Annotated in this window: 24 protein-coding genes, 1 tRNA gene and 1 pseudogene; 12 read left to right on the top strand and 14 right to left on the bottom strand. The window is 64.9% G+C overall.

Going from position 1 to position 25381, the window contains the following annotated elements:
* Positions 1-76: 76 nt before the first annotated feature.
* On the bottom strand, positions 77-547 hold the full coding sequence (gene rpsG, locus ABC969_RS13530; RefSeq protein WP_260598031.1) for a 30S ribosomal protein S7: 471 nt from the start codon (positions 545-547) through the stop codon (positions 77-79).
* Positions 548-597: 50 nt separating this feature from the next.
* Entirely contained in the window at positions 598-969 is a 372-nt protein-coding gene (gene rpsL / locus ABC969_RS13525; RefSeq protein WP_019516007.1) for a 30S ribosomal protein S12, read from the bottom strand.
* 474 nt (positions 970-1443) lie between these two features.
* On the opposite strand from rpsL, the gene glpD reads away from it, so the two are divergent.
* From glpD to ABC969_RS13505, 4 genes are all read left to right on the top strand, one after another.
* A complete protein-coding gene (gene glpD / locus ABC969_RS13520; protein ID WP_380807865.1) occupies positions 1444-2907 on the top strand; it encodes a glycerol-3-phosphate dehydrogenase in 1464 nt (487 codons plus the stop codon).
* Positions 2908-2989: 82 nt separating this feature from the next.
* Positions 2990-4054 carry an NAD(P)-dependent alcohol dehydrogenase gene (locus ABC969_RS13515; protein WP_345865861.1) on the top strand — a complete coding sequence of 355 codons (1065 nt, stop codon included), beginning with the start codon at positions 2990-2992 and terminating at the stop codon, positions 4052-4054.
* Between the two features lie 38 nt (positions 4055-4092).
* A complete protein-coding gene (gene trhO, locus ABC969_RS13510; protein WP_345865599.1) occupies positions 4093-5034 on the top strand; it encodes an oxygen-dependent tRNA uridine(34) hydroxylase TrhO in 942 nt (313 codons plus the stop codon).
* A 93-nt stretch (positions 5035-5127) separates the two neighbouring features.
* Positions 5128-5808, top strand: coding sequence for a type 1 glutamine amidotransferase domain-containing protein (locus tag ABC969_RS13505; RefSeq protein WP_345865597.1), 681 nt, complete (start codon positions 5128-5130; stop codon positions 5806-5808).
* Positions 5809-5847: 39 nt separating this feature from the next.
* Here the strand turns inward: ABC969_RS13505 and proS are convergent, their stop codons facing one another.
* Positions 5848-7398: a proline--tRNA ligase gene (proS, locus tag ABC969_RS13500; protein ID WP_345865595.1), complete on the bottom strand. Its 1551-nt coding sequence runs from the start codon at positions 7396-7398 to the stop codon at positions 5848-5850.
* Between the two features lie 168 nt (positions 7399-7566).
* Positions 7567-7643 (bottom strand) — tRNA-Pro (locus ABC969_RS13495).
* A 283-nt stretch (positions 7644-7926) separates the two neighbouring features.
* Here ABC969_RS13495 and dinB point away from each other — a divergent pair.
* The gene (dinB, locus tag ABC969_RS13490; protein WP_345865593.1) at positions 7927-9012 is read left to right on the top strand and encodes a DNA polymerase IV; all 1086 of its coding nucleotides are present in this window, start codon (positions 7927-7929) and stop codon (positions 9010-9012) included.
* Positions 9013-9025: 13 nt separating this feature from the next.
* Here dinB and ABC969_RS13485 read toward each other — a convergent pair.
* The 3 genes and pseudogenes from ABC969_RS13485 to ABC969_RS13475 form a co-directional block, all read right to left on the bottom strand.
* A pseudogene (locus ABC969_RS13485) lies at positions 9026-9288 on the bottom strand (oxidoreductase C-terminal domain-containing protein); the annotation flags it as partial.
* A gap of 97 nt (positions 9289-9385) precedes the next feature.
* The gene (gene fghA, locus ABC969_RS13480; protein WP_345865860.1) at positions 9386-10219 is read right to left on the bottom strand and encodes an S-formylglutathione hydrolase; all 834 of its coding nucleotides are present in this window, start codon (positions 10217-10219) and stop codon (positions 9386-9388) included.
* 196 nt (positions 10220-10415) lie between these two features.
* Complete coding sequence (locus ABC969_RS13475; RefSeq protein ID WP_345865592.1) at positions 10416-11000, bottom strand: GNAT family N-acetyltransferase; 585 nt, start codon at positions 10998-11000, stop codon at positions 10416-10418.
* Positions 11001-11253: 253 nt separating this feature from the next.
* Between ABC969_RS13475 and ABC969_RS13470 the strand changes: the two genes are divergently transcribed.
* A complete protein-coding gene (locus tag ABC969_RS13470) occupies positions 11254-12393 on the top strand; it encodes an AI-2E family transporter (RefSeq protein WP_345865590.1) in 1140 nt (379 codons plus the stop codon).
* Positions 12394-12430: 37 nt separating this feature from the next.
* Here the strand turns inward: ABC969_RS13470 and ABC969_RS13465 are convergent, their stop codons facing one another.
* From ABC969_RS13465 to glmU, 5 genes are all read right to left on the bottom strand, one after another.
* Positions 12431-13756 (bottom strand): ABC1 kinase family protein, encoded by a 1326-nt coding sequence (locus ABC969_RS13465; protein WP_345865588.1) that lies wholly within the window; start codon positions 13754-13756, stop codon positions 12431-12433.
* 231 nt (positions 13757-13987) lie between these two features.
* Positions 13988-15811, bottom strand: a complete 1824-nt coding sequence (gene glmS, locus ABC969_RS13460) for a glutamine--fructose-6-phosphate transaminase (isomerizing) (protein WP_345865586.1) — start codon at positions 15809-15811, stop codon at positions 13988-13990.
* A gap of 15 nt (positions 15812-15826) precedes the next feature.
* A complete protein-coding gene (locus ABC969_RS13455; protein WP_345865584.1) occupies positions 15827-16195 on the bottom strand; it encodes a type II toxin-antitoxin system VapC family toxin in 369 nt (122 codons plus the stop codon).
* Positions 16192-16458 carry a ribbon-helix-helix protein, CopG family gene (locus tag ABC969_RS13450; protein ID WP_345865582.1) on the bottom strand — a complete coding sequence of 89 codons (267 nt, stop codon included), beginning with the start codon at positions 16456-16458 and terminating at the stop codon, positions 16192-16194. The genes ABC969_RS13455 and ABC969_RS13450 overlap by 4 nt, the downstream gene beginning before the upstream one ends.
* Before the next feature lie 25 nt (positions 16459-16483).
* Positions 16484-17845: a bifunctional UDP-N-acetylglucosamine diphosphorylase/glucosamine-1-phosphate N-acetyltransferase GlmU gene (gene glmU / locus ABC969_RS13445; RefSeq protein WP_345865581.1), complete on the bottom strand. Its 1362-nt coding sequence runs from the start codon at positions 17843-17845 to the stop codon at positions 16484-16486.
* 74 nt (positions 17846-17919) lie between these two features.
* Between glmU and ABC969_RS13440 the strand changes: the two genes are divergently transcribed.
* Positions 17920-18603 carry an HAD-IA family hydrolase gene (locus ABC969_RS13440; protein WP_345865579.1) on the top strand — a complete coding sequence of 228 codons (684 nt, stop codon included), beginning with the start codon at positions 17920-17922 and terminating at the stop codon, positions 18601-18603.
* A 62-nt stretch (positions 18604-18665) separates the two neighbouring features.
* Here ABC969_RS13440 and ABC969_RS13435 read toward each other — a convergent pair whose 3' ends face one another.
* Together ABC969_RS13435 and ABC969_RS13430 are read right to left on the bottom strand one after the other, a co-directional pair.
* On the bottom strand, positions 18666-18986 hold the full coding sequence (locus ABC969_RS13435) for a hypothetical protein (protein ID WP_345865577.1): 321 nt from the start codon (positions 18984-18986) through the stop codon (positions 18666-18668).
* Positions 18987-19031: 45 nt separating this feature from the next.
* Entirely contained in the window at positions 19032-19247 is a 216-nt protein-coding gene (locus ABC969_RS13430) for a hypothetical protein (protein ID WP_345865575.1), read from the bottom strand.
* A 343-nt stretch (positions 19248-19590) separates the two neighbouring features.
* Between ABC969_RS13430 and ABC969_RS13425 the strand changes: the two genes are divergently transcribed.
* From ABC969_RS13425 to pstB, 5 genes are all read left to right on the top strand, one after another.
* On the top strand, positions 19591-20808 hold the full coding sequence (locus tag ABC969_RS13425) for an ATP-binding protein (RefSeq protein ID WP_345865573.1): 1218 nt from the start codon (positions 19591-19593) through the stop codon (positions 20806-20808).
* 96 nt (positions 20809-20904) lie between these two features.
* Positions 20905-21948, top strand: coding sequence for a substrate-binding domain-containing protein (locus ABC969_RS13420; protein WP_380808141.1), 1044 nt, complete (start codon positions 20905-20907; stop codon positions 21946-21948).
* Positions 21948-23324 (top strand): phosphate ABC transporter permease subunit PstC, encoded by a 1377-nt coding sequence (gene pstC / locus ABC969_RS13415; RefSeq protein WP_345865571.1) that lies wholly within the window; start codon positions 21948-21950, stop codon positions 23322-23324. Before ABC969_RS13420 ends, pstC begins: the two co-directional genes overlap by 1 nt.
* Positions 23317-24618 (top strand): phosphate ABC transporter permease PstA, encoded by a 1302-nt coding sequence (gene pstA, locus ABC969_RS13410; protein WP_345865569.1) that lies wholly within the window; start codon positions 23317-23319, stop codon positions 24616-24618. Before pstC ends, pstA begins: the two co-directional genes overlap by 8 nt.
* On the top strand, positions 24615-25373 hold the full coding sequence (gene pstB / locus ABC969_RS13405) for a phosphate ABC transporter ATP-binding protein PstB (protein WP_345865568.1): 759 nt from the start codon (positions 24615-24617) through the stop codon (positions 25371-25373). Before pstA ends, pstB begins: the two co-directional genes overlap by 4 nt.
* Positions 25374-25381: the final 8 nt, after the last annotated feature.

Here is a 25381-nt window from a genome sequence, read left to right as displayed (position 1 = left end):
CATCCGATATAGGTAGTTTACGTTACCGGAGGAAGGCCTGCCGGCATTGCCGGCGCGTCCCTGACCAGCGCCGCTGTTACCAGCGGTAGTGCGAGAAGGCGCGGTTGGCTTCGGCCATGCGATGCGTATCTTCGCGCTTCTTCACCGCGTTGCCGCGGTTGTTGGCGGCGTCCAGCAGCTCGCCCGACAGCCGTGCGGCCATCGTGTTCTCGCTGCGGTTGCGCGCCGCGCCGATCAGCCAGCGGATGGCCAAGGCCTGCGACCGCTCGAAGCGCACTTCGACCGGCACCTGGTACGTAGCACCACCAACGCGGCGGCTGCGCACTTCGATGTTCGGCTTCACGTTGTTCAGCGCGTCATGGAACACGCTGAGCGGATCCTTCTTCGCACGCGATTCGACGGTCTCGAGCGCACCATAAACGATCAGTTCCGCGACGGACTTCTTGCCGTCGAGCATGACCGAATTCATGAACTTGGAGAGAACCTCATCACCGTACTTAGGATCGGGGAGGATGATACGCTTTTCTGGGCGACGACGACGTGCCATTTCAATTTCCTTCTAAACTTCAGCCTTGGTGGGTCAGATAACTGCCCGGCTTACTTCGGACGCTTGGCGCCGTACTTGGAACGCGACTGGCGACGATCCTTCACACCCTGTGTATCGAGCACGCCGCGCAGGACGTGGTAACGAACACCGGGAAGATCGCGCACACGACCGCCGCGGATCAGGACCACGGAGTGCTCCTGCAGGTTGTGGCCTTCACCCGGAATGTACGAAATCACTTCGCGCTGGTTGGTCAGGCGGACCTTGGCTACCTTGCGCAATGCCGAGTTCGGCTTCTTCGGGGTCGTCGTGTAAACGCGCGTGCAAACGCCGCGCTTCTGCGGGTTCTGTTCCATCGCAGGGACCTTGGATTTGGCCTTCTGCGGATCGCGGCCCTTGCGGACCAGCTGGTTAATCGTCGGCATTGAAGCCTTCACCTTTCAAATGGTTACTTTGCTGGAGCCCTAAAGCGCCGAGGAATACAAAAAGGACCGTTAGAGGCGTTACCGCCTCCCGGGCCCTGGAATGCATCCAGCAATGTTCAAGCTTGCCCAGGAGACACAATGGCCCTCCAAGCAGCCGCGCCTATACAAGCCGACTCGGCACCGGTCAATCTGTTGCACGCCCGATCCTTGGGGCGGGGCGCCAGGTGTCCCAGAGCATCCGGTGACCGGCGGTGGCGCGCACCTTCCCCCGATCGTGGCCCGTGCTTGGTCCCGGTCTACCACGCCGTTGATGCCATCGGCAGCGGCTGAGAATTTTAGGTGCACGCGGCGGCTCGATCAGCGGCGGCAAATTCTCGCCGCAGCGCAGGCCCCGACCCAATCCCTAGGTTACGGCGGTGCGTCAACACTATCCCTTCCGTTTGCCGGGTAGTCGCCCGCCGGCCCATCCGCTAGATGACAGCGGTGACTTACGATCTCCTCATCATCGGCGGCGGTATCAATGGCTGCGCGATCGCGCGGGAAGCGGCGCTGCACGGGCTCAAGGTGCTGCTGGTCGAACGCGACGATCTCGCCGCGCACACCTCGTCGGCCTCGACCAAGCTGATCCATGGCGGCCTGCGCTATCTTGAGTTTTACGACTTCAAGCTGGTGGCGGAAGCGCTGCGCGAGCGCGAGCGGCTGGTGAAGGCCGCGCCGCATATTATCTGGCCGATGCGCTTTGTGCTGCCGCATGGAAACGCCGTCCGCCCGTGGTGGATGGTGCGGCTCGGGCTGTATCTGTACGATTTCCTCGGCGGCAAGATGACGCTGGCGCGGTCGCGCGGGCTGCGGAGCAGCGATGCCGCCTACACCGCGCCGCTCAAGGGCGGGCATAAGGGCTTTGTATATTCCGACGCCTTTGTCGACGATGCGCGGCTGACCGTGCTCAACGCGATGGATGCCGCCGCCAATGGCGCCGACGTTCTGGTCGGCATCGCGGTCGAATCGGCGCGGCGCGAGGACGGCGTGTGGCGCGCGACGCTATCGGACTGGCGCACGGTCGAGGCGCGCGCGATCGTCAATGCCGCCGGGCCCTGGGTGCATGAGATGCTCGGCAGCCTCGGCGTCAACGCGGCGAGCAACGTGCGGCTGGTCAAGGGCAGCCACATCGTCGTGCCCAAATTGTACGAAGGCGACCACGCCTATATCCTGCAGCAGCCCGATCGCCGCATCGTCTTCGCCATTCCCTATCAAGGCGGCACCGAGATCGGCACCACCGACGTGCCGGTCGAGCGCCCCGAGGACGCCCAAATCGACGACGGCGAGATCGCCTATCTGTGCGAGGCCGCGAACCGCCACTTCACCAAGCAGATCGCCCCCGGCGACGTGACCTCGACATGGTCCGGCGTGCGCCCGCTGTATGACGACGGCGCCAGCGAGGCCAAGGAAGTGACGCGCGATTATGTGCTGGAGCTGGACACCAATGGCCCGGCGCTGCTGTCGATCTTCGGCGGCAAGATCACCACCGCGCGGCATCTGGCCGAGGAAGCGCTGGGCAAGCTGGCCGCGCCGCTCGGCTTCCGCGCGCATCCGGTGACGCGTGCGCGCGTTTTCCCCGGCGGGGCGATCACCGACTTCCCCACGTTCCTAACGCAGGTGCGCCAGACCTGGCCGTTTCTGGGCGAGAAGCGCGCCGAGCGAATGGCGCGCGCCTACGGATCGATGCTGGCGGAGATGCTCGCCGGCGTGCAAAGCGAGGCCGATCTCGGCAGCGATCTGGGCGGTGGACTGACGGAACTCGAGGCACGCTGGCTGCATGATCGCGAATGGGCGCGGTCGCCCGACGACGCGCTCATGCGCCGCAGCAAAGTCGGGCTGCACCTGACGCCTGCCGAGCACGACCGGTTCTCCCAGCACTGGGCCGCGTTGTTCGGCTAATATCAACAACGCACCTTGTGACACGCAGGAAGAGCGCCATTTACCGGTCCCCCCTTCCCCGCCCCGATCCGAGGAATTCCGTATCACCACCACCGCCCATGCCTACGCGGCGCCGTCTGCCGACGCGCCCTTCGCCCCCTTCTCATTCGAGCGTCGCGATCCGCTGCCCGATGATGTCGCGATCGACATCCTGTTCTGCGGCGTGTGCCATTCCGATCTGCACACCGCGCGTGGCGAATGGGGCTCGGTCAATTATCCGTGCGTGCCCGGCCACGAGATCGTCGGCCGCGTTTCGGCGGTGGGCAGCAATGTCACCAAGTTTGCCGTCGGCGATCTCGCCGGCGTCGGCTGCATGGTCGATAGCTGCGGGCATTGCCCGTCGTGCACTGACGGCGAAGAGCAATATTGCGAGACGACCGGGTTCGTCGGCACCTATGACGCGCCGGACACCGTCTCGGGCGGCTATACGTTTGGCGGCTATTCCGACCATATCGTGGTCAAGCAGGATTTCGTGCTCAAGGTAGGGCATGACGAAGCGGATCTCGCCGCGGTCGCGCCGTTGCTGTGCGCCGGCATCACCACCTATTCGCCGCTGCATCACTGGAAGGTGGGACCAGGCCAGAAGGTCGGCGTGGTTGGCCTGGGTGGTCTCGGCCATATGGGCGTCAAGATCGCCAAGGCGATGGGCGCCGACGTCTATGTCTTCAGCACCTCACCAACCAAGCGCGACGACGCCAAGCGTTTGGGCGCGACCGATCTGATCGTGTCCAAGGATGACGCGGCGATGGGCGACCATGCCAACAGCTTCGATTTCATCCTCAACACCGTCGCCGCGGCGCATGATCTCGATCCGTTCCTGCGCCTGCTCAAGCGCGATGGCACGATGACGCTCGTCGGTGTGCCGGAGACGCCGCATCCGTCGCCCAGCGTCGGCGATCTGGTGTTCAAGCGGCGCTCGATCGCCGGATCGCTGATCGGCGGCATTCAGGAGACGCAGGAAATGCTCGATTTCTGCGTGCAGCACGGGCTGACCGCGGACATCGAGATGATCGATATCCAGAGCATCGATGGCGCCTATGAGCGGATGGTGAAGAGCGATGTGAAGTATCGCTTCGTCATCGACATGCAGTCGCTGAAGGCGGCGTAATTGCCAGCGGCGGGGGGCGGTCGTACACGCCAGGCGATATGACCGCCCCCGCTCCCCTGCGCGTCACCGCGCTTTACCACTTTACCCGCTTTCCCGATCCCGCCGCGCTGCGCGGGCCATTGCTGGGCGTGTGCACCGCGCAGCGCGTCAAAGGCACGCTGCTGCTGGCGCGCGAGGGGATCAACGGCACGATTGCCGGCAGCGCGGCGGCGATCGATGCCGTGCTGGCGCATATCCGCACACTGCCCGGCTGCGCCGATCTCGTCAGCAAGGACAGCCATGCCGAGACGCCCCCCTTCCTGCGCATGAAGGTGCGGCTCAAGCGCGAGATCGTGACGATGGGCGAGCCCGACATCGATCCGCTCGCCGGCACGGGCCATTACGTCAAACCAGCCGACTGGAACGCGCTGATCGACCGCCCGGACACGGTGGTGATCGACACGCGCAACGATTACGAAGTGCGCGTCGGCACCTTCGCGGGCGCGATCGATCCGCAGACGCACAGCTTCAGCGATTTCCCTGCCTGGTTCCGCGCACATCGCGAGGAGCTCGCCGGTAAGACCATCGCCATGTTCTGCACCGGCGGCATCCGCTGCGAGAAATCGACCGCCTTTCTGAAGGCCGAGGGGATCGAGGACGTCCATCACCTGCAAGGCGGCATCCTCAAATATCTCGAGGAAGTGCCGCCCGAGCAAAGCCGCTGGCACGGCGAATGTTTCGTATTTGATCAGCGCGTCAGCGTTGGTCACGGCCTGGCGCTCGGCACGCACAGCCTGTGCCACGCCTGCCGCATGCCGGTCAGCGCCGAGGAGCGGGCATCGCCGCTGTACGAGGAAGGCGTAAGCTGCCCGGCCTGCCACGACACGCGCGATGCGGCGCAACGCGCCGGCTATGCCGAGCGCCACCGCCAGGTGCAGCTCGCCGAAGCGCGCGGTGCGGCGCATGTCGGCGCCCAGATCGAGACCGCACCGAAGAGATAGCGGTGCGGGGCGTCGTAACGCCCGAACGACGCACTACATGGGGAAAGCGATACCCTGGCCGCCGCCCGAAGCGGCCGACATCGGAGACCCAAGTTGAAAATCCTCGTCGTCCTCACCTCGCATGCCGATCTCGGCGATACCGGCAAGAAAACCGGCTTCTGGCTCGAAGAGCTTGCCGCCCCCTATTACGTGTTCAAGGATGCCGGTGCCGAGCTCACGCTGGCGTCACCCAAGGGCGGCCAGCCGCCACTCGATCCGAACAGCGCGGCGCCCGATGCACAGACAGATGCGACGCGCCGGTTCGAGGCGGATGCCGAGGCGATTGCGGCGCTCGCCGCCACGCACGTGCTAAGCGACATCGATGTCGCAGCCTATGACGCGGTCTTCTATCCGGGTGGCCACGGGCCGCTATGGGATCTCGCCAATGACGCAGCATCGATCGCGCTGATCGAAGACACGCTCGCCGCCGGCAAGCCGGTCGCTCTGGTCTGCCATGCACCCGGCGTGTTGCGCGACGTGCAGGCCACGGATGGCACGCCGCTGGTCAAGGGCAAGTCGGTCACCGGCTTCACCAACACGGAAGAAGCGGCCGTCGGCCTGAGCGATGTGGTGCCGTTCCTGGTCGAGGATATGCTGGCCGAGCGCGGCGGCGTTTATTCAAAGACCGAGGATTGGGGCGTCCATGTCGTGTCGGATGGCCTGCTGATCACCGGGCAGAACCCCGCCTCGTCGGCCAAGGCCGCCGAGACGCTGCTCGCCGCGCTCAAGCACTAAGCACTGCGCCGCCGGGCATATAGTGCCCGGCGGTTGCCGTCAGTAACTGCGCCCGATCAGCACGCGTTCCACCGCCGGTGCGCCGGTGAAGATGCACGTCGTCGCGCCCCCCGCTTGGTCGGGATGGCCCGTCTGCCCCATCGGCGCGTTACGGATCGTCAGCTTGAGTGCCTTCAGCCGCTCCACCACCGCATCGAGCGCCGCGCCGGTCGGCTTCGACCATGGCACATCGACCCAGCCGGGGTTTTTCACGCCCTCGCCGAACGTCGCCTCGACGCCGGCCCAATCTTCCACCGGCGCGATGCTGGCGCGGAGCCGGGCATGCGCTTCGTCGAACAACGCCGTCTGGATCTCCTCCAGCAGAGCGCCCACGCCGCCAACGAAGGCGTCCCGCGCGACGACCGCACTGTCGAGTTTGCCGCTTTCCTGATACAGCCGATCGCGCCGGATCACCGAGAGATTACCGCCGGCCACGTCGCGTCCGCCGATCTCGATGATGATCGGCGCGCCTTTCTTGACCCAGCCCCAGCGCTTGGTCGCTGCCTTGCCGAACTTGAGATCGAGCAGCGCACGGACCGGCTCGCCGAGCCCCGATTGTTTGGCGAGCTCGGCCTGCAACGCCTTGCAATAATCGACGATCGCTTCGTCCTCGGGTTGGTCGCGCAGCATCGGCACGATCACCACTTGCCACGGCGCGACGCGCGGCGGCACGCGCAGCCCATCGTCGTCGCCATGGACCATGATCAGCCCGCCGATCATCCGCGTCGACATGCCCCAGCTGGTGGTCTGCGCCAGCTCAAGCTCGCCCGCGGCATTCTGGAAGCGGATATTCTGCGCATGCGCGAAATTGGTGCCCAGGAAATGCGAGGTGCCGGCCTGCAACGCCTTGCCGTCCTGCATCATCGCCTCGATCGAATAGGTCGCGACGGCGCCCGGGAAGCGTTCATTCTCGGGCTTTTCGCCAGCCACCACCGGCAGCGCGACGCATTCCTCGGCGAAGCTGCGATACACTTCGAGCATCTTCAGCGTCTCGTCCACCGCCTCGGCCTGGGTGGCGTGCGCCGTATGCCCCTCCTGCCACAGGAATTCGGACGTGCGCAGGAACATGCGCGTGCGCATCTCCCACCGCACCACATTGGCCCACTGGTTGATCAGCACCGGCAGATCGCGCCACGATTGCACCCAGCGCGCAAACGCCATGCCGATGACGGTTTCCGAGGTAGGCCGCACGACCAGCGGCTCCTCCAGCTTGGCGGTCGGATCGGGCTTCAGCCCGCCCTTGCCATCGCTAACCAGCCGATGATGCGTGACGACCGCCATTTCCTTGGCAAAGCCTTCGACATGCTCGGCTTCTTTTTCGAAATAGCTGAGCGGGATGAACAACGGGAAATAGCAATTCTCGTGCCCCGTCGCCTTGATGCGATCATCGAGCAGCCGCTGGATCCGCTCCCAGATGCCATAGCCCCAGGGGCGGATGACCATGCAGCCGCGGACGCCGGATTCCTCGGCGAGATCGGCCTCGGTGATGACGGATTGGTACCAGGCGGAGAAATCGGCCTCGCGGGTGACGGGAAGTGCGCGTTTGATCATGCGCCGTGCGATACGGCGCGATGCGCTATCTCGCAAGGAGCAGCGACTTACGCGGCGTATCCATCATGCAAAGCCCGACGCGGATGGCAAAAAGAAAGCTTGAAAAGGGCGACAAACACGCAGGCGGCTATCGCAGCGGACGCCAGTCGGGGTAAATCCAAGCTGCAATGGTCGGGGCGATAGGATTCGAACCTACGACCCCTGGACCCCGAGACCAGTGCGCTACCAGACTGCGCCACGCCCCGACAACATTGCAGGTGGGAGCGCCTAGCGACCCGGCCGGGCGCGATCAAGCCGAAAGTGACGTAGATCGGTAATGGCGGTTTGCGGGGCGCGGTCGATTAGCCCCCGCACGAAGACACGAAGGCGGCAAGATAGCGCGTTTCGGTGCGCGCCACGCGTTAAGCCCGCGAGCTTTTGGCCCGCGCGATTTCGACAGGAACGCTTCGTATCTTCGGGTCTTTGTGCGAGCCTCTTTCTTGCTTTGTTCTGGTTTGTTCAAGCGTCCGCACTTATGTCGGCACGACAATGGCCGACGATCCGCCCCCCCAGCGCAAAGTAATCCATATCGATATGGATGCCTTTTACGCGAGCGTGGAGCAGCGCGACGATCCCAGCCTGAAGGGCAAGCCGGTGGCCGTGGGCAGCGCGCAGGCACGCGGTGTGGTGGCAGCAGCGAGTTACGAGGCGCGCACGTTTGGCGTGAAATCCGCCATGCCCTCGATCACCGCGCTGAAGCGCTGCCCGGATCTGGTGTTCGTGCCGCCGCGCTTCGACGTATATCGCGCGATCAGCCAGCAGATCCGCGCGGTGTTCGCCGATTATACCGCGCTGATCGAGCCGCTGTCGCTCGACGAGGCCTATCTCGACGTGACCGAGGACGTTCGCGGGCTAGGGTCGGCGCGCGCCATCGCCGAGGAAATCCGCGCGCGGATCAAGACGGAGACGGGGCTTACCGCGTCGGCCGGCGTGTCGTACAACAAGTTCATCGCTAAACTGGCCTCGGACCAGAACAAGCCGGATGGCGTTTGCGTGATCCCCCCGGCCAAGGGCGCCGTGTTTGTTGCTGGCCTGCCGGTGCGACGCTTTCACGGCGTCGGGCCGGTGACGGCGGCGAAGATGGAGCGGCTGGGCATTCTGAGCGGCGCGGATCTGCGCGAACAGCCGCTGGAGATGCTACGCGCGCATTTCGGCAGCAGCGCGGATTATCTGTTCGGCGCGGCGCGCGGCATCGATCATCGCCCGGTGCGCGTGGATCGCCCGACCAAATCCGTGGGCGCGGAACGGACCTTCGATCGCGATCTGACCGAGCGCGGCGAATTGCTGGAGGCGATGGCGCGCGTGGCGGAGGCGGCATGGGTGCGGATCGAGCGCAGCGGCGCGCAGGGGCGCACCGTGACGCTCAAGCTGCGCTATGCCGATTTCCGCACGATCACGCGCGCCCGGTCCTCAGGGTCGCCCGTGGCGGACCAAGCGGGTTTCCTGGCGGCGGGAACGATCTTGCTTGAAGCGCTGTTGCCGGTGGCGCCGGGCGTACGATTGCTCGGGCTGACCTTGTCCGCGATTCAGGAAGACGGCGCGACCCCGGGGGAACAGGCAACCTTGCCGCTTTGAACGTGGCCGACGATCAGGCCAACTCCTTCAGCACTTGCGCCGGGTCGGCGAGCCGCGCCGGGTCCGGCGACGCACCGGCCAGCACCAGTGCCCTGCCCTGCCCTGCACATAATCGCGGGTCGCATTGACGCAATCGAGCGCGATCACCTTGCCCCCTGTATAGATCAGCGAAAAGCTGCGCGTCGCGGGGTCGCCGCGCAGCACGGTCTGATCATACCCGGTCGACAGGCCGACGGTCTGTAGTTTGAGATCGTACTGGTTGGACCAGAACCCCGGTGGCGATGCTGTCGGCGAACTTCGCCTGGCGCAGCGCGATCGCCGCCTGCGCGCCGCGCTTGGCCCGCACCGACGATCACGACATCGTAACGCTCCATCACCGCGCCAGCCGCGCCGCGTGCCAGCGCACGTGATCGGCCATGAAGGTCGAGATGAAATAATAGCTGTGATCATAGCCCGGCTGCAGCCGCAGTGTGAGATCGATGCCCGCGGCATCGCAGGCGGCACGGAGCAAATCGGGCTTGAGCTGATCGGTCAGGAATTGATCGGCATCGCCCTGATCAACCAACAGTTCCGGCACGCGCGCGCCATCCTCGATCAGCGCACAGGCATCATAGCCGCGCCACGCCGCACGATCCGGCCCGAGATAGCCACCCAGCGCCTTCTCGCCCCATGGGCAATTGAGCGGCGACACAATCGGCGCGAAGGCGGAGATGCTCTTGAAGCGATCCGGGTTTCGCAAGCCGATGGTCAGCGCGCCGTGCCCACCCATCGAATGGCCGGTAATGCCCTGCCGCGCCATGTCCGCCGGAAACGTCGCCGCGATCAGCGCGGGCAGTTCCTCCTCGATATACATGCGCATGCGGAAATTGGCCGCCCACGGCGCCTGCGTGGCATCGACATAGAAGCCCGCACCCTGGCCGAAATCATAGGCATCGTCATCTGGCACGTCCGCGCCGCGCGGGCTCGTATCGGGCGCGACGAAGATGATCCCGGCCTCGGCGCAAGCGGCGCGATACTCGCCCTTGTCGGTGACGTTGGCGTGCGTGCAGGTGAGCCCCGAGAGATACCACAAGACCGGCAGCTTCGCACCGGGCGCGTGCGGCGGCACATAAACCGAAAAAGTCATGTCGGTGCCGGTGGCGCTCGACGCATGACGGTACACGCCCTGCGTGCCGCCGAACGCGATCGCCGCGCCGGACTGAACCAAAGCACTGTTGCTGTCGTAACCATCTGAGCGCACGAAGATTATCCCGTTTCGAACTGTGACCTAGGTTCACGCTAGACCAAAGTTCGGCCGGTTGCACGACGGCTCCTGCCCAATCCACGATGCGTCGGCGGCGATTCCCCCCCGGCCAGCGATGGGTCCGATCGATACAGCGGGCACCACGTGGACGGCCGCGCAATCAGCCGCGGCTGGGATCAAGCGTGGTGCGCAAGACGATCAGCGACGCATCGCCCTCACAGGCCGACCCGACCCATCCCATGTCACGCTCCAGCTGGATCGCCTCGTGATTTTCACGACTTTCGACCGACTCGAGCGTCTTGATGCCCTTGGCCGCGGCGCACCGGGCGACGTGATCGAGCAACGTCCAGCTGATCCCCCGACGCTTGAATTCCGATCGTATCGCGATCGCCACCTCGGCGCTGGTCAGCGTGGCATCCGCTGCCAGCATCGCCGTGGCGATAATCCTCCCGGTCTCCGGTTCAATGGCCAGGAAATTCTCGGTGCGGGTATGATCGAGCGTTACCAATGCTTTCAGCTGATCGGGGGCGACGTTCTGCGCGGCACTGAGGAAGCGGAAGCGCAAATCGTCCTTATCGACATGGTGGAACAGATCGGCCAGCGCTTGCTCATCCGCCGGCGTGGCGGGGCGGACGTGAAAGCGATAGCCATCGCGCGCGACCAGGTCCGCGCTGCCATCCCCATCCTGTGACGGCGCGCTGGCGGCATCGGGCGTTGCAGAGCTTGTAGGGGTAAGTTGGGTCACGACAGATACCTCGACGGTGGGCGCGCATGAACGATCCACTGGCTAACGGCCGTTCGACACGATGATACGCGACAGCGGGATCGCATCGTAGCCTCGGAAAACACGTAGAGCCGGAGGCCGATTCAGTTGGCACGCAGCGCGCAACGGCGTAGTTTTCCGATCGAGTGCGGGGCGTCGCTTACGCCACCATCGGCATGGCGATGCGCTCGAAATGTGCCGGGGCGCATCCGCGTGACCGCCGCAGGAGACGATAATGCCACCGGATCGCGCAACGAGCCAAATCGGCGAGCACATGACGCTCGGTACGCCCCGACCCGACGCCGGTGAGCACCAGGCCCGCCCCGAACCGCCGCTCGCCTATTTGGCCTTCGGCGTGCTTGCCGCCGTAGTATCGGTGATCTTCGTCTGGTCGGTGTGGGCTTTTTTGGGCGCGATCCTGTGGAGCGTGGTCGCGGCGATCATGTTCTGGCCGCTCAATAATCGGCTGCTCGCGCGCTTCCCCGCGCGCCCCAATCTCGCGGCGATCCTGACGCTGCTGGTGGTGATCGCCATGGCGGTGTTGCCGACCGTCGCGCTGTCGATGTTTCTGATCGATCAGGCCGGAACGATCTATGCCGGGATCCAATCGGGGCAAATCGATATCCCGGCAACGTTCGCACGCGTCCAGGCGGTCCTGCCCAATGCCGCCACCCGACTGCTGCGCGAGACGGGCATCACCGATCTCGATTCGCTGCGCAACCAACTGTCGATGGGCATCAGTTCACGGCTGCAGGTGATCAGCGCACACGCGCTGACCATCGGCCAGGGCGCCGCGAGTTTTCTGCTGTCGCTGGCGGTGATGCTGTATGTGACGTTCTTCCTGCTACGCGACGGACGATCGCTGACGGCAAGCGCCGGCGCGGCGGTACCGCTCGCCCCCGGTGATCGCCGGATGCTGGCCGAGCGCTTCGTGGCGGTGGTGCGCGCCACCGTGAAGGGCGGCGTGTTGGTTGGCGCGGCACAAGGTTCGGTCGGAGGCGCGATCATGGCGCTGCTCGGTGTGCCTAATGCGCTGCTCTGGGCCGTCGTCATGGCGCTCTCGTCGCTACTGCCCGCGGTGGGCACCGGTCTGGTCTGGGTGCCCGTTTCGCTTTATTTGTTCGCCACGGCGGAGATCTGGCGCGGAATGGCGATGGCGCTCGCCGGGGTTTTGGTGATCGGCTCGATCGATAATATCCTTCGACCAATCCTCATCGGGCGGGACACCAAAATTCCCGATTTCGTGGTCCTCGTCACCACCCTGGGTGGCCTGTCGGCTTTTGGCTTCAATGGGTTGTTGATCGGCCCCGTCGCGGCCGCGTTGTTCATCTCGGTGTGGCAGCGGCTATCCTGGCACAACGGCGCCGGCGATTGAGGTCGACACGGCGGGCCGGGGGACGGTCGTTTCCGCGTCAGCCCGCCGGCGACAGGTAATCCTCGAGCATCGAGCGCACATCGACCCGCGCCCGCAAGCGTGCCGCGAGCAGCGCGGTGCCGCTGATCTTGCGCTGCACGAACAGGATATCCGCCGGCGGAATATGCCACGCCGCCTGATCCGCGGCGACGTCCATCCCCTGATCGCGTAACGCGCCGACAAAGCGCCGGTCGCTGAAGTCGAACGCACCGGGCCGGCGCAGCTCGCCGATGACCACATCGATCATCTGATCAAGCTTGGCGCCATGCCGCGCGATTGCGCCGTCGCCGAGAAAACCGGCCTCCAGCGCAGCGGCGCGGGTGGCATCGCGATCCCCCGCCATCGCCGCACGCAATAAACCGCGATACCCCTCAATGGTAGCGGACGCGACCGGCCGGGAGGCACCGAAATCGAGCAGCACCAGCCGCCCCGTCTCGGACTGGATACGGTAATTGGCGAAATTGGGGTCGGTCTGCATCACGCCGAACTCGAACAGTTCGCGCAGCACCAGGGCGATCAACGCGCGGGTCGCGGCATCGCGTTGCTCCTGCGGAGCGTCGATCAAGCTCTCGATGGGTCGCCCTTCGACAAAGCTCATCGCGAGCACGGTCCCGCGCGTGAATTCGGCGTCGAGCAGCGGTACGACATAATCGGGCGCATCGGCGAGCAGGCGACCGAACAGTGTCATCTGCTCGCCCTCGCGGACGTAATCGGCTTCTTCGCGTAATTGCTCCTTGGCCACGACGAGCAGGGGCGCGATGTCCAGCGCCCGCGGCAGCAACCCCGAGACGCGCAGCAGGGTCGCGACATTATCGACATCGGCATCAATGCTCTCGCGCACGCCGGGATATTGCACCTTGATCGCGAGGTCACGCCCATCGCGCGTCTGCGCACGATGGACCTGGCCGATCGAGGCGGCGGCGATCGGCGTGGCATCGAAGCGCGCGAAGCGTGTTCGCCAGTCCTTGCCCCATTCCGCCGCCAGCACCTGCTGCAGCTGCTGTGGTGGCATACGGTGTGCGTTCTGGCGCAGCTGCGCCATGATCTCGGCCAGTTCGGGCGGGAGCATATCCCCGGCGTCCATCGAGATCATTTGCCCGAGCTTCATCGCCGCGCCGCGCAAATGCGACAGACGATCGGCGACACGCCCGACATTGGCCGGCGTGAGCATCATACCGCGCAGCGTGGGCCGCTCGCCATCGGCCAGCCGCCGCGCGCCTTCGGCGAGCATGCCGCCCGCGACACCACCGGCCAGCCGCCCGAAATGGCCGAAGCGTGACAGTCGCCCGCTGGGAACTGCGCGGCTCTTTGGGTCGTCGCTCACGTCTTCACCATCCTATGCTGTCGGCTATGCCCCGAACGGAGCTGCCGCCGCGCGTGATCCGACCGCAGCAAACCTTGCGGTTGGGGAACCACGCCTTCACCGTCAACGCCGCAGCGGTCGAAAGGCCCCGTCCGGCATCGAAACAAAGGTGTGACATCTGAGACGGCTCAAATACCGTAGAATGTGCGATCGCCACGGCATGCCGGTGACAAATCGCCGCAAAAGCACCGGCTATTCGACGGTTACCGATTTGGCCAGGTTGCGTGGCTGATCGACGTCGGTGCCCTTGAACACGGCGACATGATAAGCGAGCAACTGTACCGGCACGGCATAGACAAGCGGCGCGATCAGCGGATGGACCTTGGGCATCTCGATCGTCGCTATTGTGTTCTCGCCGGCCTGCGCGATGCCCTCGGCGTCCGAGATCAGCACGACCTGCGCGCCGCGCGCCTGCGCTTCCTGCATGTTGCTCACCGTCTTGTCGAACAGCGGGCCGGAGGGGGCGATGACGATCAGCGGCACGCTATCGTCGATCAGCGCGATGGGCCCGTGCTTCATCTCCCCGCTGGCATAGCCCTCGGCGTGGATATAGCTGATCTCCTTCAGCTTCAGCGCGCCCTCCAGCGCCATCGGGTATTCCGGCCCCCGACCGAGATACAGCACGTCGCGCGCAACCGCGATTTTCGGCGCGATCGCCTCGATCTCGGCGTCGTGACCCAGCGCCTTGCTCATCGCCTCGGGCACTTCGCGCAGATGGCGAACGATATCGCGCTCGTCTTCACGGCTAAGCCTGCCCTTGGCCCGCGCGAGATTGACCGCCAGCGCCGCCATCACCGCGAGCTGGCAGGTGAACGCCTTGGTTGAGGCGACGCCAATCTCGGGGCCGGCATGCGTAGGGAGCAGAAGATCGACTTCCCGCGCCATGCTGCTGGTCGGCACGTTGATGATCCCGCCGGTGGTCAGGCCGGATTCTTTCATGTGGCGCAGCGCCGCCAGCGTGTCGGCCGTCTCGCCTGATTGCGAGATGACCAGGCCGAGCATGCTGGGGGTGAAGACCGGATCGCGATAGCGAAACTCGCTGGCGAAATCGATCTCGACGGGCACGCGGGCGAGCTGCTCGATCCAGTATTTGCCGATCATGCCGACATAATAAGCCGTGCCGCAAGCAACGATCGCGACACGCTCGACCCCCGCCAGATCGAACTCCATATCGGGCAGTGCGACCTGCTCCTCAAGCGGGCGCAGATACGAGCGCAGCGTCTGCGCGACGACCACCGGCTGCTCGTAAATCTCCTTCTGCATGAAGTGGCGATGATTGCCCTTGTCCATGAGTTGGCCGGAGGCGCCCGAGTTGACGATCGGGCGCTCCACGGGATCATTGTTCTTGTCATAGACTTGGACATGCGCGCGGGTGACGACCGCCCAGTCACCTTCCTCGAGATAGGCGATGCGCTGCGTCAACGGGGCCAGCGCGAGCGCATCGGAGCCGATGAAATTCTCGCCGTCGCCATAGCCGACCGTAAGCGGCGCGCCCAATCGCGCGCCAATGAGCAGATCGGGTTCCGATTTGAACATCACGCCGAGCGCAAACGCACCGTGCAGGCGCGGAAGGACATTGGCGACCGCTTCGCGCGGTTTGAACCCGCGGCCCAGTTCGCGATCGATCAGATGCGCGACCACCTCGGTATCGGTTTGCGACAGGAACTGACGGCCCTCGGCGATCAGCTCATCGCGCAACGGCTTGAAATTCTCGATGATGCCGTTGTGCACCAGAACCACGTCGCCGACGATATGCGGGTGCGCATTGTCCTCGGTCGGCGCGCCGTGCGTCGCCCAGCGCGTGTGCGCGATACCGCTATCGCCGGGAAGCGGATCCTCCTGCAGCCGCCGCGCAAGGTTGACGAGCTTGCCCGGCGCCCGTCGGCGATCGAACATGCCGTCGTGCACGGTGCACATGCCCGACGAATCATAGCCACGATATTCGAGCCGCTTGAGCCCGTCGAGCAAGCGATCCGCCACCGGGCCCTGGCCCAGGATTCCTACGATGCCGCACATGTGTCTGGCCTGCCGTTAGAGAGAATAAGGAACGCGGATGCCCGGCATGTCGACGGGGAAATCCTTGGTGTTGCGGGTGACGAGGATGCGGCCATGATGCTGGGCCGACGCAAGGATGATAGCGTCCGGTGATTTCAGCCCGCGCCGCTGATGGCGCAGCGCCGCCGCCCGCCGCGCTATGCCCTCCTCGATCTCGCACATGGCGAACAGGCCAAGAAAGCGTTCGGTCTCCGCACCGGCCGTGTCGGGTACACCGGACATGACCTCGATCCACGTCATGCGACTGATCCACGACCGTGTCGCCAGACGGAGCTCGGCCCAGGCCACCGGACGATTATGCAGCACGTCGATGACGATATTGGTGTCGAAGAACCGCTCGCTCACGCCACGTCGGACCGGGATGACCGGTCCAAGCCTTCGGCTGTCGGCCACTCCTCGCGCAGTTCCCGCTCGTAGGCCAGTCCATCGACGCGCGACCCGTGCCGTTCCCACAGGCCGAAATACTGCTCCATCTCCGTCTTGTTCTCGGCATGACGAAAGGCGGTAATCGCTTCTCTGACCACTGCAGTTCGGGACTTACCTTCCGCTCGAGCAACGCCATCGAGCCAGGCCACGTCATCGTCCGGTAGATCAACCAAGGTGCGCATCAGGAACTGATATCATGGGACGATATCACTTTCCAGCCTTCTTCGCCGTCATCGCCGCACGGAAGCGCCTGGCCCAGCCGGGTTTCGCGATCTGTGGCGGTCTTACTATGCACAAAGCATCGGCGTCGACATCTGTCGTCACCACCGACCCCGCGGCGACGATCGCCCCCCCACCGATCGTAACGGGGGCAACCAGCGCGCTGTTCGAGCCGATGAACGCGCCCGCGCCAATCACGGTCCTGGCTTTGAAGAACCCGTCATAATTGCACGTGATCGTGCCGGCACCGATATTGGCCCCCGCGCCGATGTCGGCATCGCCGAGATAGGTCAGATGGCTGGCCTTGGCGCCGGCGCCGAGCACGGCCTTCTTCATCTCGACGAAATTGCCGACCTTTGATTGCGCGCCCAGCACCGCGCCGGGGCGCAGCCGCGCATACGGGCCGACTTCGGCGCGCGCGCCGATCGTGGCGCCGGTGATATGGCTGAAGCCGTGGATGACCGCGCCATCGGCAATGGTGACACCAGGGCCGAAAATCACATTGGGCTCGATCACCACGTCACGGCCGACGACCGTGTCGTAAGCGAACCACACCGTCTCGGGCGCGATCAACGTGGCCCCGTCTGCCATCGCCTGCGCGCGGCGCCCCGCCTGCCACGACGCCTCGACCACGGCGAGTTCGGCGCGGCTGTTGACGCCAGCGACTTCATCGGCGGCGGTCTCGATCACGATCGAGCGGGCGCCTTCGGCCTGCGCGAGCATTACGATATCGGGCAGATAATATTCCCTCGCCGCATTGTCGTTACCGACCAGCGCCAGCAAGCGGAACAGATCGCGCGCACGCACCGCCATCAGCCCGGAATTGCACAGCGTTTCGGTTAGCTCCGCAGGCGTCGCATCCTTGGCTTCGACCATCTTGCGGATGCCGCCATCCGCATCGGCGATGATCCGGCCGTAGGCGCCGGGCGTCGCCGGCCGGAAACCAAGCACCACCGCGATGGGCGCCGTTTCCCCCTGCACCGCATCGAGCATGCGGCGCATCGTACTGGAGCTGACCAACGGGACATCGCCATAGAGGATCAGCACGATCCCGTCGAAACCGCGCAGCGCGTCCTGCGCCTGCAACACGGCGTGCGCGGTGCCGCGTTGCTCCGACTGCAACGCGGTCGCGATGCCCAGCAGCCCAACCGCCGCCTCGACCTGTTCGCGCCCCGCGCCGGTGACCACCACAGTGCGTTCCGTGCCCAGATCCGCGACGGCGGCAGCGAGATGCAGCAGCATCGGCCGCCCGGCGATTGGATGCAGCACCTTATGCAGATCGGATTTCATCCGCGTGCCCTTGCCCGCGGCAAGGATGATCGCGGCGATCGGTGTAGTCCCAGCGGTCATCGTGGCTCCCATCACCCCGCCGCCTGCCACCAAAGCCTTGTCATTTCCAGCGCAATGCTGGCACGCCCGCCATCATGACCAATTTTCCCTTCGCGATCATCGGCTTCGACCTCGACGGCACGTTCCTCGATACGTCGGGCGATCTCACCGCGGCGGTCAATCACGCGCTGGCCTCAGCAGGACGGCCGGCGCTGACCACCGCGCAGGTCAAGACGATGATCGGCGGCGGCGCCAGACATATGCTGACGCAGGGGCTGGAGGCCACGGGCGGCTGCGACCCCGATGCCTTCCGCCCGCTCTACAAACGCATGCTCGCCTATTACGACGCACATATCGCGGTTCACTCACGACCCTATCCGGGCGCGCTGGCGGCGCTCGATGAACTCGATGCGCGGGGCGTGAAGACCGCCATCGTCACAAACAAGTTCGAAAGCATGGCGCGTAAGCTGCTGACCGAACTCGGTCTGCTCGATCGCTTCGCCACGCTGATCGGCGGGGACACGCTGGGCCCCGACCTGGCCAAACCCCATCGCGCGCCAATCGACGAGATGACCCGGCGATTGGGCGGCGGCAGCGCCGCGTTCGTTGGAGACTCGATCTATGACATCATGGCGGCGAGAAACGCCGGCATCCCCAGCATCGCCGTCAGCTTCGGCTTCCTGTTGCAGCCGATCGGCGAACTCGGCGCCGACGCCATTATAGACGCCTATGCGGAGCTGATCCCCACGCTGGCGCAAATGAAGCATCGCCCAAGCTGATAATACGAAAAAGGGCTCCTACCGCCGGGGTAGGAGCCCTAAATCGTGAAACGTCGAAAAGCTTACTTTTCGCCGTTGTCCTTTACACCGATCGTCGGCACGTCGACGGTTTCGGTTTCGGTCTTGACCTTGGGCACTTCGACTTCGGTCTTCTTGGTGCCGACGACGACTTCCTTCGAATCCATGTCGACCGACGGCAGCTCACCGCCCTGGACCGACACTTGCGGCAACGCGCCGTCCTTCTTGACGTCCGCGCTCCAGAAGCCGGTGGCGAACAACAGACCGACGATGACGGCGATCGCCACCACGATGATGGCGATCGTCGTGCCCGCACCGCGGCGCTTTTCGACAACCACGGTCTCGTTGTTGCGATAATCGGACATAGCTCTACTCCCTGTTTGTAACGGCATGGAAACAGAGTGCCGGGGTTATTGTTCCGCGAACTCGATCACGGCGACATCGGCCACTATCCGTTCCGCCTTGAACTGGCGCGGCTTGGTGAGCCCCAGCATCTGCATCCGGGCGCGTGTGGCCTCCTGCGAGCGCTGCAAATCGGCGGCGATCCGTGGCACCGTCTGCCCCGCGGCGACGCGCGTACGCAAATCTTCGACATCCTCGGTGGTCCAGCGCTTGTTGGCCATCATGCGGCCCTTTCTTCAATTGTTCCTCTATGGGCGGGTTTTGCCGCTGTCCGCATGTCGGCGTGCTGAACTCGCTAGTCAGCTTGCGGACATATATCGCCTCGGCCGGGCGGCGTTGCCGCCGGAACGACCGCGCCGTCCGCCGTAATGGCGGATCTCGCGCGCCCGGCATCCGACATAGGCATAGCACAATTCTAGACCGCGGTATTGGCTGAACAAGCGTAGGGCGGATAACGGCACTACCGCGGAAATTTCGGCGCTGATCGTCACCAGACCTTTCAAAATCCCGCAAAACTGGCAAGCGGGCCCAGTCTGGTTAGGCACGGTAGCGTCAAGGATCACTCCCATGTTCCACGGTTTCGGACTGCGCACGCTCACCGCGATTGGCATCATCGTCATCGCCGCCATTGCCGTGTTCCTGCTCAGCCATGACGTGCAGCCGACGCTCGTCACGTTGGTTGGCGGAGTGGCGGCGGTTTTGGCGGCGGCGGGCACGAGCGAAGCCGTGACGGACGACGCTCCCACGCCCAGCCCGGCCGAAACCCCCGCGCCCGGGCTGGACGACGTGCTGGAAGTGATCGTCGAGCCGATCCTGATCGTTGCCGATGGGCAGGTGGCGCAGGCCAACGCGCCGGCGCGCGCGCTGCTCGGGCGGCATATCGTGGGCGAAGACGTGCGCATGGCGATCCGCCACCCGGCCGCCGCCGAACGCCTGGTCGGCCCGCTCGAGCCCGGCGTGTCCGAGCCGATCGATCTGGTCGGGCTCGGCACGCTCGATCAGCGCTGGCAGATGCGCGTCGGCGCCGGGGCCGACGGGCAACGCATCGTGCAGCTGATCGATCAGACCAACAATTATGCTGCCGAGCGCATGCGCGTCGATTTCGTCGCCAATGCCAGCCACGAATTGCGCACGCCATTGGCATCGATCCTGGGCTATATCGAAACGCTCAATGAGGAAGCCGGTGACGACCCGGCAATCCGCGCGCGATTCCTGAAGATCATGAACGACGAGGCGCGCCGCATGCAGCGGCTGGTCGAGGATCTCATCTCGCTCAGCCGGATCGAGGCGGAGAAATACCGCCTGCCCGATCGCGCCGTGGATTTGACCGATCTGATCGAGGAAGTGCGCAGCGAGATCATCAAGGGCGAGGTGGTGCTGGAGATCGCCGAGGACGTGCCGGCGGTGGCCGGCGATCGTGTTCAACTCAGCCAGATGCTGCACAATTTGATCGGCAACGGCATCAAATATGGCCGCAAGGACATGCCGGTGACGGTACGACTGGAGCAGGATCTGGCGGGCATGATCCGGCTGAGCGTGGCTGATCGTGGCGAAGGTATTGCCGCAGAACATCTGCCGCGGCTCACCGAACGCTTCTACCGTGTCGATCCCGGCCGCAGCCGCGCCGCAGGTGGCACCGGGCTTGGGCTTGCCATCGTCAAGCACATCGTCGAGCGGCATCGCGGACGGCTCGATATTACTAGCCTGGTGGGCACCGGCACGACCGTGTCGATCCTGCTCCCCGCGCATCGCGCCGAACCCAAGCGCCCGGGAGGCGTGTCATAAAAGGGTAACCTCACTGTCACACTGCGGCGATGATCGCGGTGCTAGGCGATCCATGCCGGGCCGATAAACGCCTTTCGCTGGAGACGCTATTTCGTGCTGAGGTTCCTCGCTTTATCCATCGTCGCGCTGAGCGTCTCCGCGTGTGCCGATCAGGCAAGCGGCGGCGGCGCGGGCTCACGGGACTATATAACCGCTGTGGGCTCCTCGACGGTCTATCCCTTCACCACGATCGTGGCCGAACAGTTCGTCAACGGCACGCCGGGGGCCAAGGCGCCAGTAATCGAATCGACCGGCACCGGCTCCGGCATGAAATTGTTTTGCGAGGGCATCGGCGCGGCGCATCCCGATATCGTCAACGCCTCGCGCCGGATGAAGGCGTCGGAATATAAGGCCTGCGCCGCCAACGGCGTGAGCGATATTCTGGAAATCCAGGTCGGGCTGGATGGGATCGCGTTTGCCGAGGCCAAGAACGGCCCCAAGATGACGCTGACCCCGGCCGAAATATATCGCGCGCTTGCCGCCGCACCAGGCGGCCGGCGCAATACCAGCCGATTGTGGAGCGACATCAATCCTGCGCTGCCGGCGACGCCCATCCAGGTTTACGGCCCGCCCTCAACCAGCGGCACGCGCGACGCGCTGACCGAATTGATCCTCGACACGGGCTGCGCCGCCGAAGTCCCGCAGGCCGAGGCGATGAAGGACAGCGACAAGGACGGCTATGCCGCTTTGTGCAACCGCATCCGCGAAGACGGCGCCTATATCGACGCCGGCGAGAACGACAATCTCATCGTCCAAAAGCTGCAATCAAACCCCAATGCGATCGGCATCTTCGGCTATTCCTATCTCGAAGAGAATCGCGACAATGTGAACGGCGTGCCGCTCAACGGCGTGGTGCCGACCTATGCGGCGATCGCCGACGGCCAATATCCCGGATCACGACCGCTGTTCATCTATGCCAAGAAGGCGCACCTGACCGCCATTCCCTTTCTGGCCAATTTCCTTAAAGCCTATGTGGCAGCATGGAACCCCGGCGGTCCGCTGACCGCCAAGGGGCTGATCGCCGCACCGCCCGAGGTCCGCGCCGCCGCCGCGGCGGTGGTGGCGAACGGCACGCTGCTCGATGCAAAGCAGCTTCACTGATGTCCGGCCTAACCCTGTTCTTCCTCATCATCGGGCTCGGCCTGATCGGCTGGTTGTCAGCGCGCGTTCGCGCGGTCAGTTTCCGCCGCCAGACCAGCGCCCGCTTCGGTTCGCTGCCCTCGCATCACGCGACGCATGTCGCGTTGTGGACCGTGCTGCCCGCCGCCCTGTTCATCGCCATATGGGCATTCACCTCGCCCGCGTTGGTCACCGATCTGGTGCTGACCAACCCGGCGGCGCAACAGCTTCCGCCCCAGGGGTTCGAACGCGCGGCGATCCTGTCCGAGGCGCGCAATCTGGCGGAGGGCCGCAGCTTCGGCGCGTTTCATCCCTTGGCGCAGACGCTCTCCCCGGCTTACGCTGCGGCGCGATCGCGATACGACTGGATCGGCAGCGCCGTCGCGCTGCTGCTCGCCTTCGCTTGCGGCGCCTGGGCCTATACCCGCGTCCGCGCCGACTATCGTGCGCGCAGCAAGATCGAGCGCGTGGTGATGCTCCTCCTCCTCGCCGCATCGTTGATCGCAATCCTCACCACCGTCGGCATCGTCGCCTCGTTACTGTTCGAATCGTGGCGATTCTTCCGCATCGTGCCGATCACCGATTTCCTGTTCGGCACGCATTGGAGCCCACAGGTGATCTCGGCGCGCGATCCCGGCGCGTCGCTCGGCGCGGTACCGTTATTCTGGGGCACGTTCTTCATCGGCGCGGTGATCGCGATGATCGTCGCCATCCCGTTCGGGCTGATGAGCGCGATCTATCTGACGCAATATGCCGCGCCGCGCGTGCGCCGCTGGATGAAGCCGATCCTCGAAATGCTCGCCGGCGTGCCCACCGTGGTTTATGGCTATTTCGCTGCGCTCACGGTCGCCCCCGCGGTGCGCGATCTCGCCGTGTCGATGGGCATCAGCTGGGCCAGCTCGGAAAGCGCGCTGGCCGCCGGACTCGTCATGGGGGTAATGATCATTCCCTTCGTCTCCTCCATGGCAGACGATTCGATCGCCGCGGTGCCCGCTTCGATGCGCGACGGCAGCCTGGCCATGGGCGCGACCAGCAGCGAGACGATCCGCAAGGTCGTGCTGCCCGCCGCGCTGCCGGGCGTCGTCGGCGGCATCCTGCTGGCGATCAGCCGCGCGATCGGCGAGACGATGATTGTCGTGATGGCTGCCTCGGGCGTGGCGACGATGACGCTCAACCCGTTCGCCAGCGCTACCACGGTGACCAAGCAGATCGTTGATCTGCTCACCGGCGAAGCGGAATTCAACAGCCCCAAGACGCTCGCCGCCTTCGCGCTCGGCCTCACGCTGTTCGTCATCACTCTACTGCTCAACATCGTCGCGCTCAGCGTCGTCAAACGGTACCGCGAAGCCTATGACTGACACGCTCGTCCCCGGCCTGCCGCTGGCATCGACGCCGCTCGCCGAGCGCGCGCCGACCGATTGGCGCACCGATTCGATGCAGCGCCGCATCCGCAAGCGCTATGCCTCGGAACGGCGCTTCCGCTTCTTCGGTCTGGCGGCAGTGATCATGTCGGCCGGGTTCCTCGCCTTTTTGCTCATCACCATGCTGAGCAACGGTCTTGGTGGCTTCACGCAGACGCAGCTCAAGCTGCGCGTCGATTTCCCGGCGGCCGGGCTGACGCTCGATCCGGCGCGGCTCGCCGGCCCCGGCGCCGATTTTGCGCTTGCCGCCGCGGGCATCGAACGCGCCACCGATGCGGCTGCCACCGCGCAATTCGGCACCGACGGCTATAAACTGCTGTCCGACGGCGCGTGGCTGCGCGTGCGCGCCGCGGTCAAGGCCGATCCCAAGCTGCTGCAAGGCGTGGCGACGATCGACGTGCCCGCATCCGATTCGCTGGATATTGCCGCCAAGGGCCAGGGATCAGCAGAAGCAGAGGCGATCGTTGCCGAACTTGAGGCGCAGAAACTGATCTCCACCAGCTTCAACCCCAATTTCCTGACCGCATCGGATTCGACCGATCCCACCACCGTGGGCATCTGGGGCGCGCTCAAGGGCTCGCTGTATACCATGCTGGTCACGCTGCTGATCGCTTTCCCGATCGGCGTGCTGTCGGCGCTGTATCTCGAGGAATATGCGCCCAAGAACCGCTGGACCGATCTGATCGAAGTCTCGATCAACAATCTTGCCGCGGTTCCCTCAATCATCTTCGGTCTGCTTGGCCTGGCTGTGTTCCTCAACGTGTTCCACCTGCCCCGCTCGGCGGCGTTGGTCGGCGGCCTGACGCTGGCGCTGATGACCATGCCGGTCATCGTCATCGCCGGGCGGAACGCGATCAAGAGCGTGCCACCATCGATCCGCGATGCCGCGCTGGCGGTCGGCGCCAGCCCGATCCAGGTCGTATTCCACCACGTTCTGCCCCTGGCGCTGCCCGGCATCCTCACCGGCACGATCATCGGCATGGCGCGCGCGCTCGGCGAAACCGCGCCGTTGCTGATGATTGGCATGCGCGCCTTCATGGTCTCACCGCCGGCGCGCATCACCGATCCGGCGACCGTGCTGCCGGTGCAGATCTTCCTGTGGTCCGATCAGGTCAATCGCGGCTTTATCGAGAAGACCAGCGCGGCGATCATCGTGCTGCTCGTCTTCCTGCTCGCGATGAACGGGCTCGCCATCTATCTCCGCAACAAATTCGAGACCCGCTGGTCATGACCATCAAAATGTCCGCCCATCACGTCAACGTGTTCTACGGGGCCAAACAAGCGATCAACGACGTCTCGATCGATGTCGACCAGGATGAGGTCACCGCGTTCATCGGCCCATCGGGCTGCGGCAAATCGACGTTCCTGCGCACGCTCAACCGCATGAACGATACCGTCGCCAGCGCGCGGGTAACGGGCGACATACGCCTGGACGGCGCCGATATCTACGCGCCCGAAATGGACGTGGTGCAGCTGCGCGCGCGCGTCGGCATGGTGTTTCAGAAGCCCAATCCGTTTCCCAAATCGATCTTCGAAAACGTCGCATATGGCCCGCGCATCCACGGTTTGGCCGCCAACAAGACCGATCTCGCCGCGATCGTCGAAAAATCGCTCAAGCGCGCCGGGCTGTGGGACGAGGTCAAGGATCGGCTGACCGAAAGCGGCACCGCGCTGTCCGGCGGCCAGCAGCAGCGGCTGTGCATCGCCCGCGCCATCGCGGTCGATCCCGAAGTGATCCTGATGGACGAGCCGTGCAGCGCGCTCGATCCGATCGCCACCGCGCGCATCGAAGAGCTGATCCACGAACTGAAAGGTCGCTACGCGATCGTCATCGTCACGCACAACATGCAGCAGGCGGCGCGCGTCTCGCAGCGCACCGCCTTCTTCCATCTCGGCACCCTGGTCGAATACGGCAACACGTCGGACATCTTCACCAATCCGCGCCAGGAGCGCACCAAGGATTACATCACCGGCCGCTACGGCTGAGAGGAACG

The sequence above is a fragment of the Sphingomonas qilianensis genome, assembly GCF_039614825.1.
GTDB lineage: Bacteria > Pseudomonadota > Alphaproteobacteria > Sphingomonadales > Sphingomonadaceae > Sphingomonas > Sphingomonas qilianensis.
The sequence above is the reverse complement of the archived record's forward strand: the minus strand, read 5'-3'. Positions and strand labels throughout refer to the sequence as shown.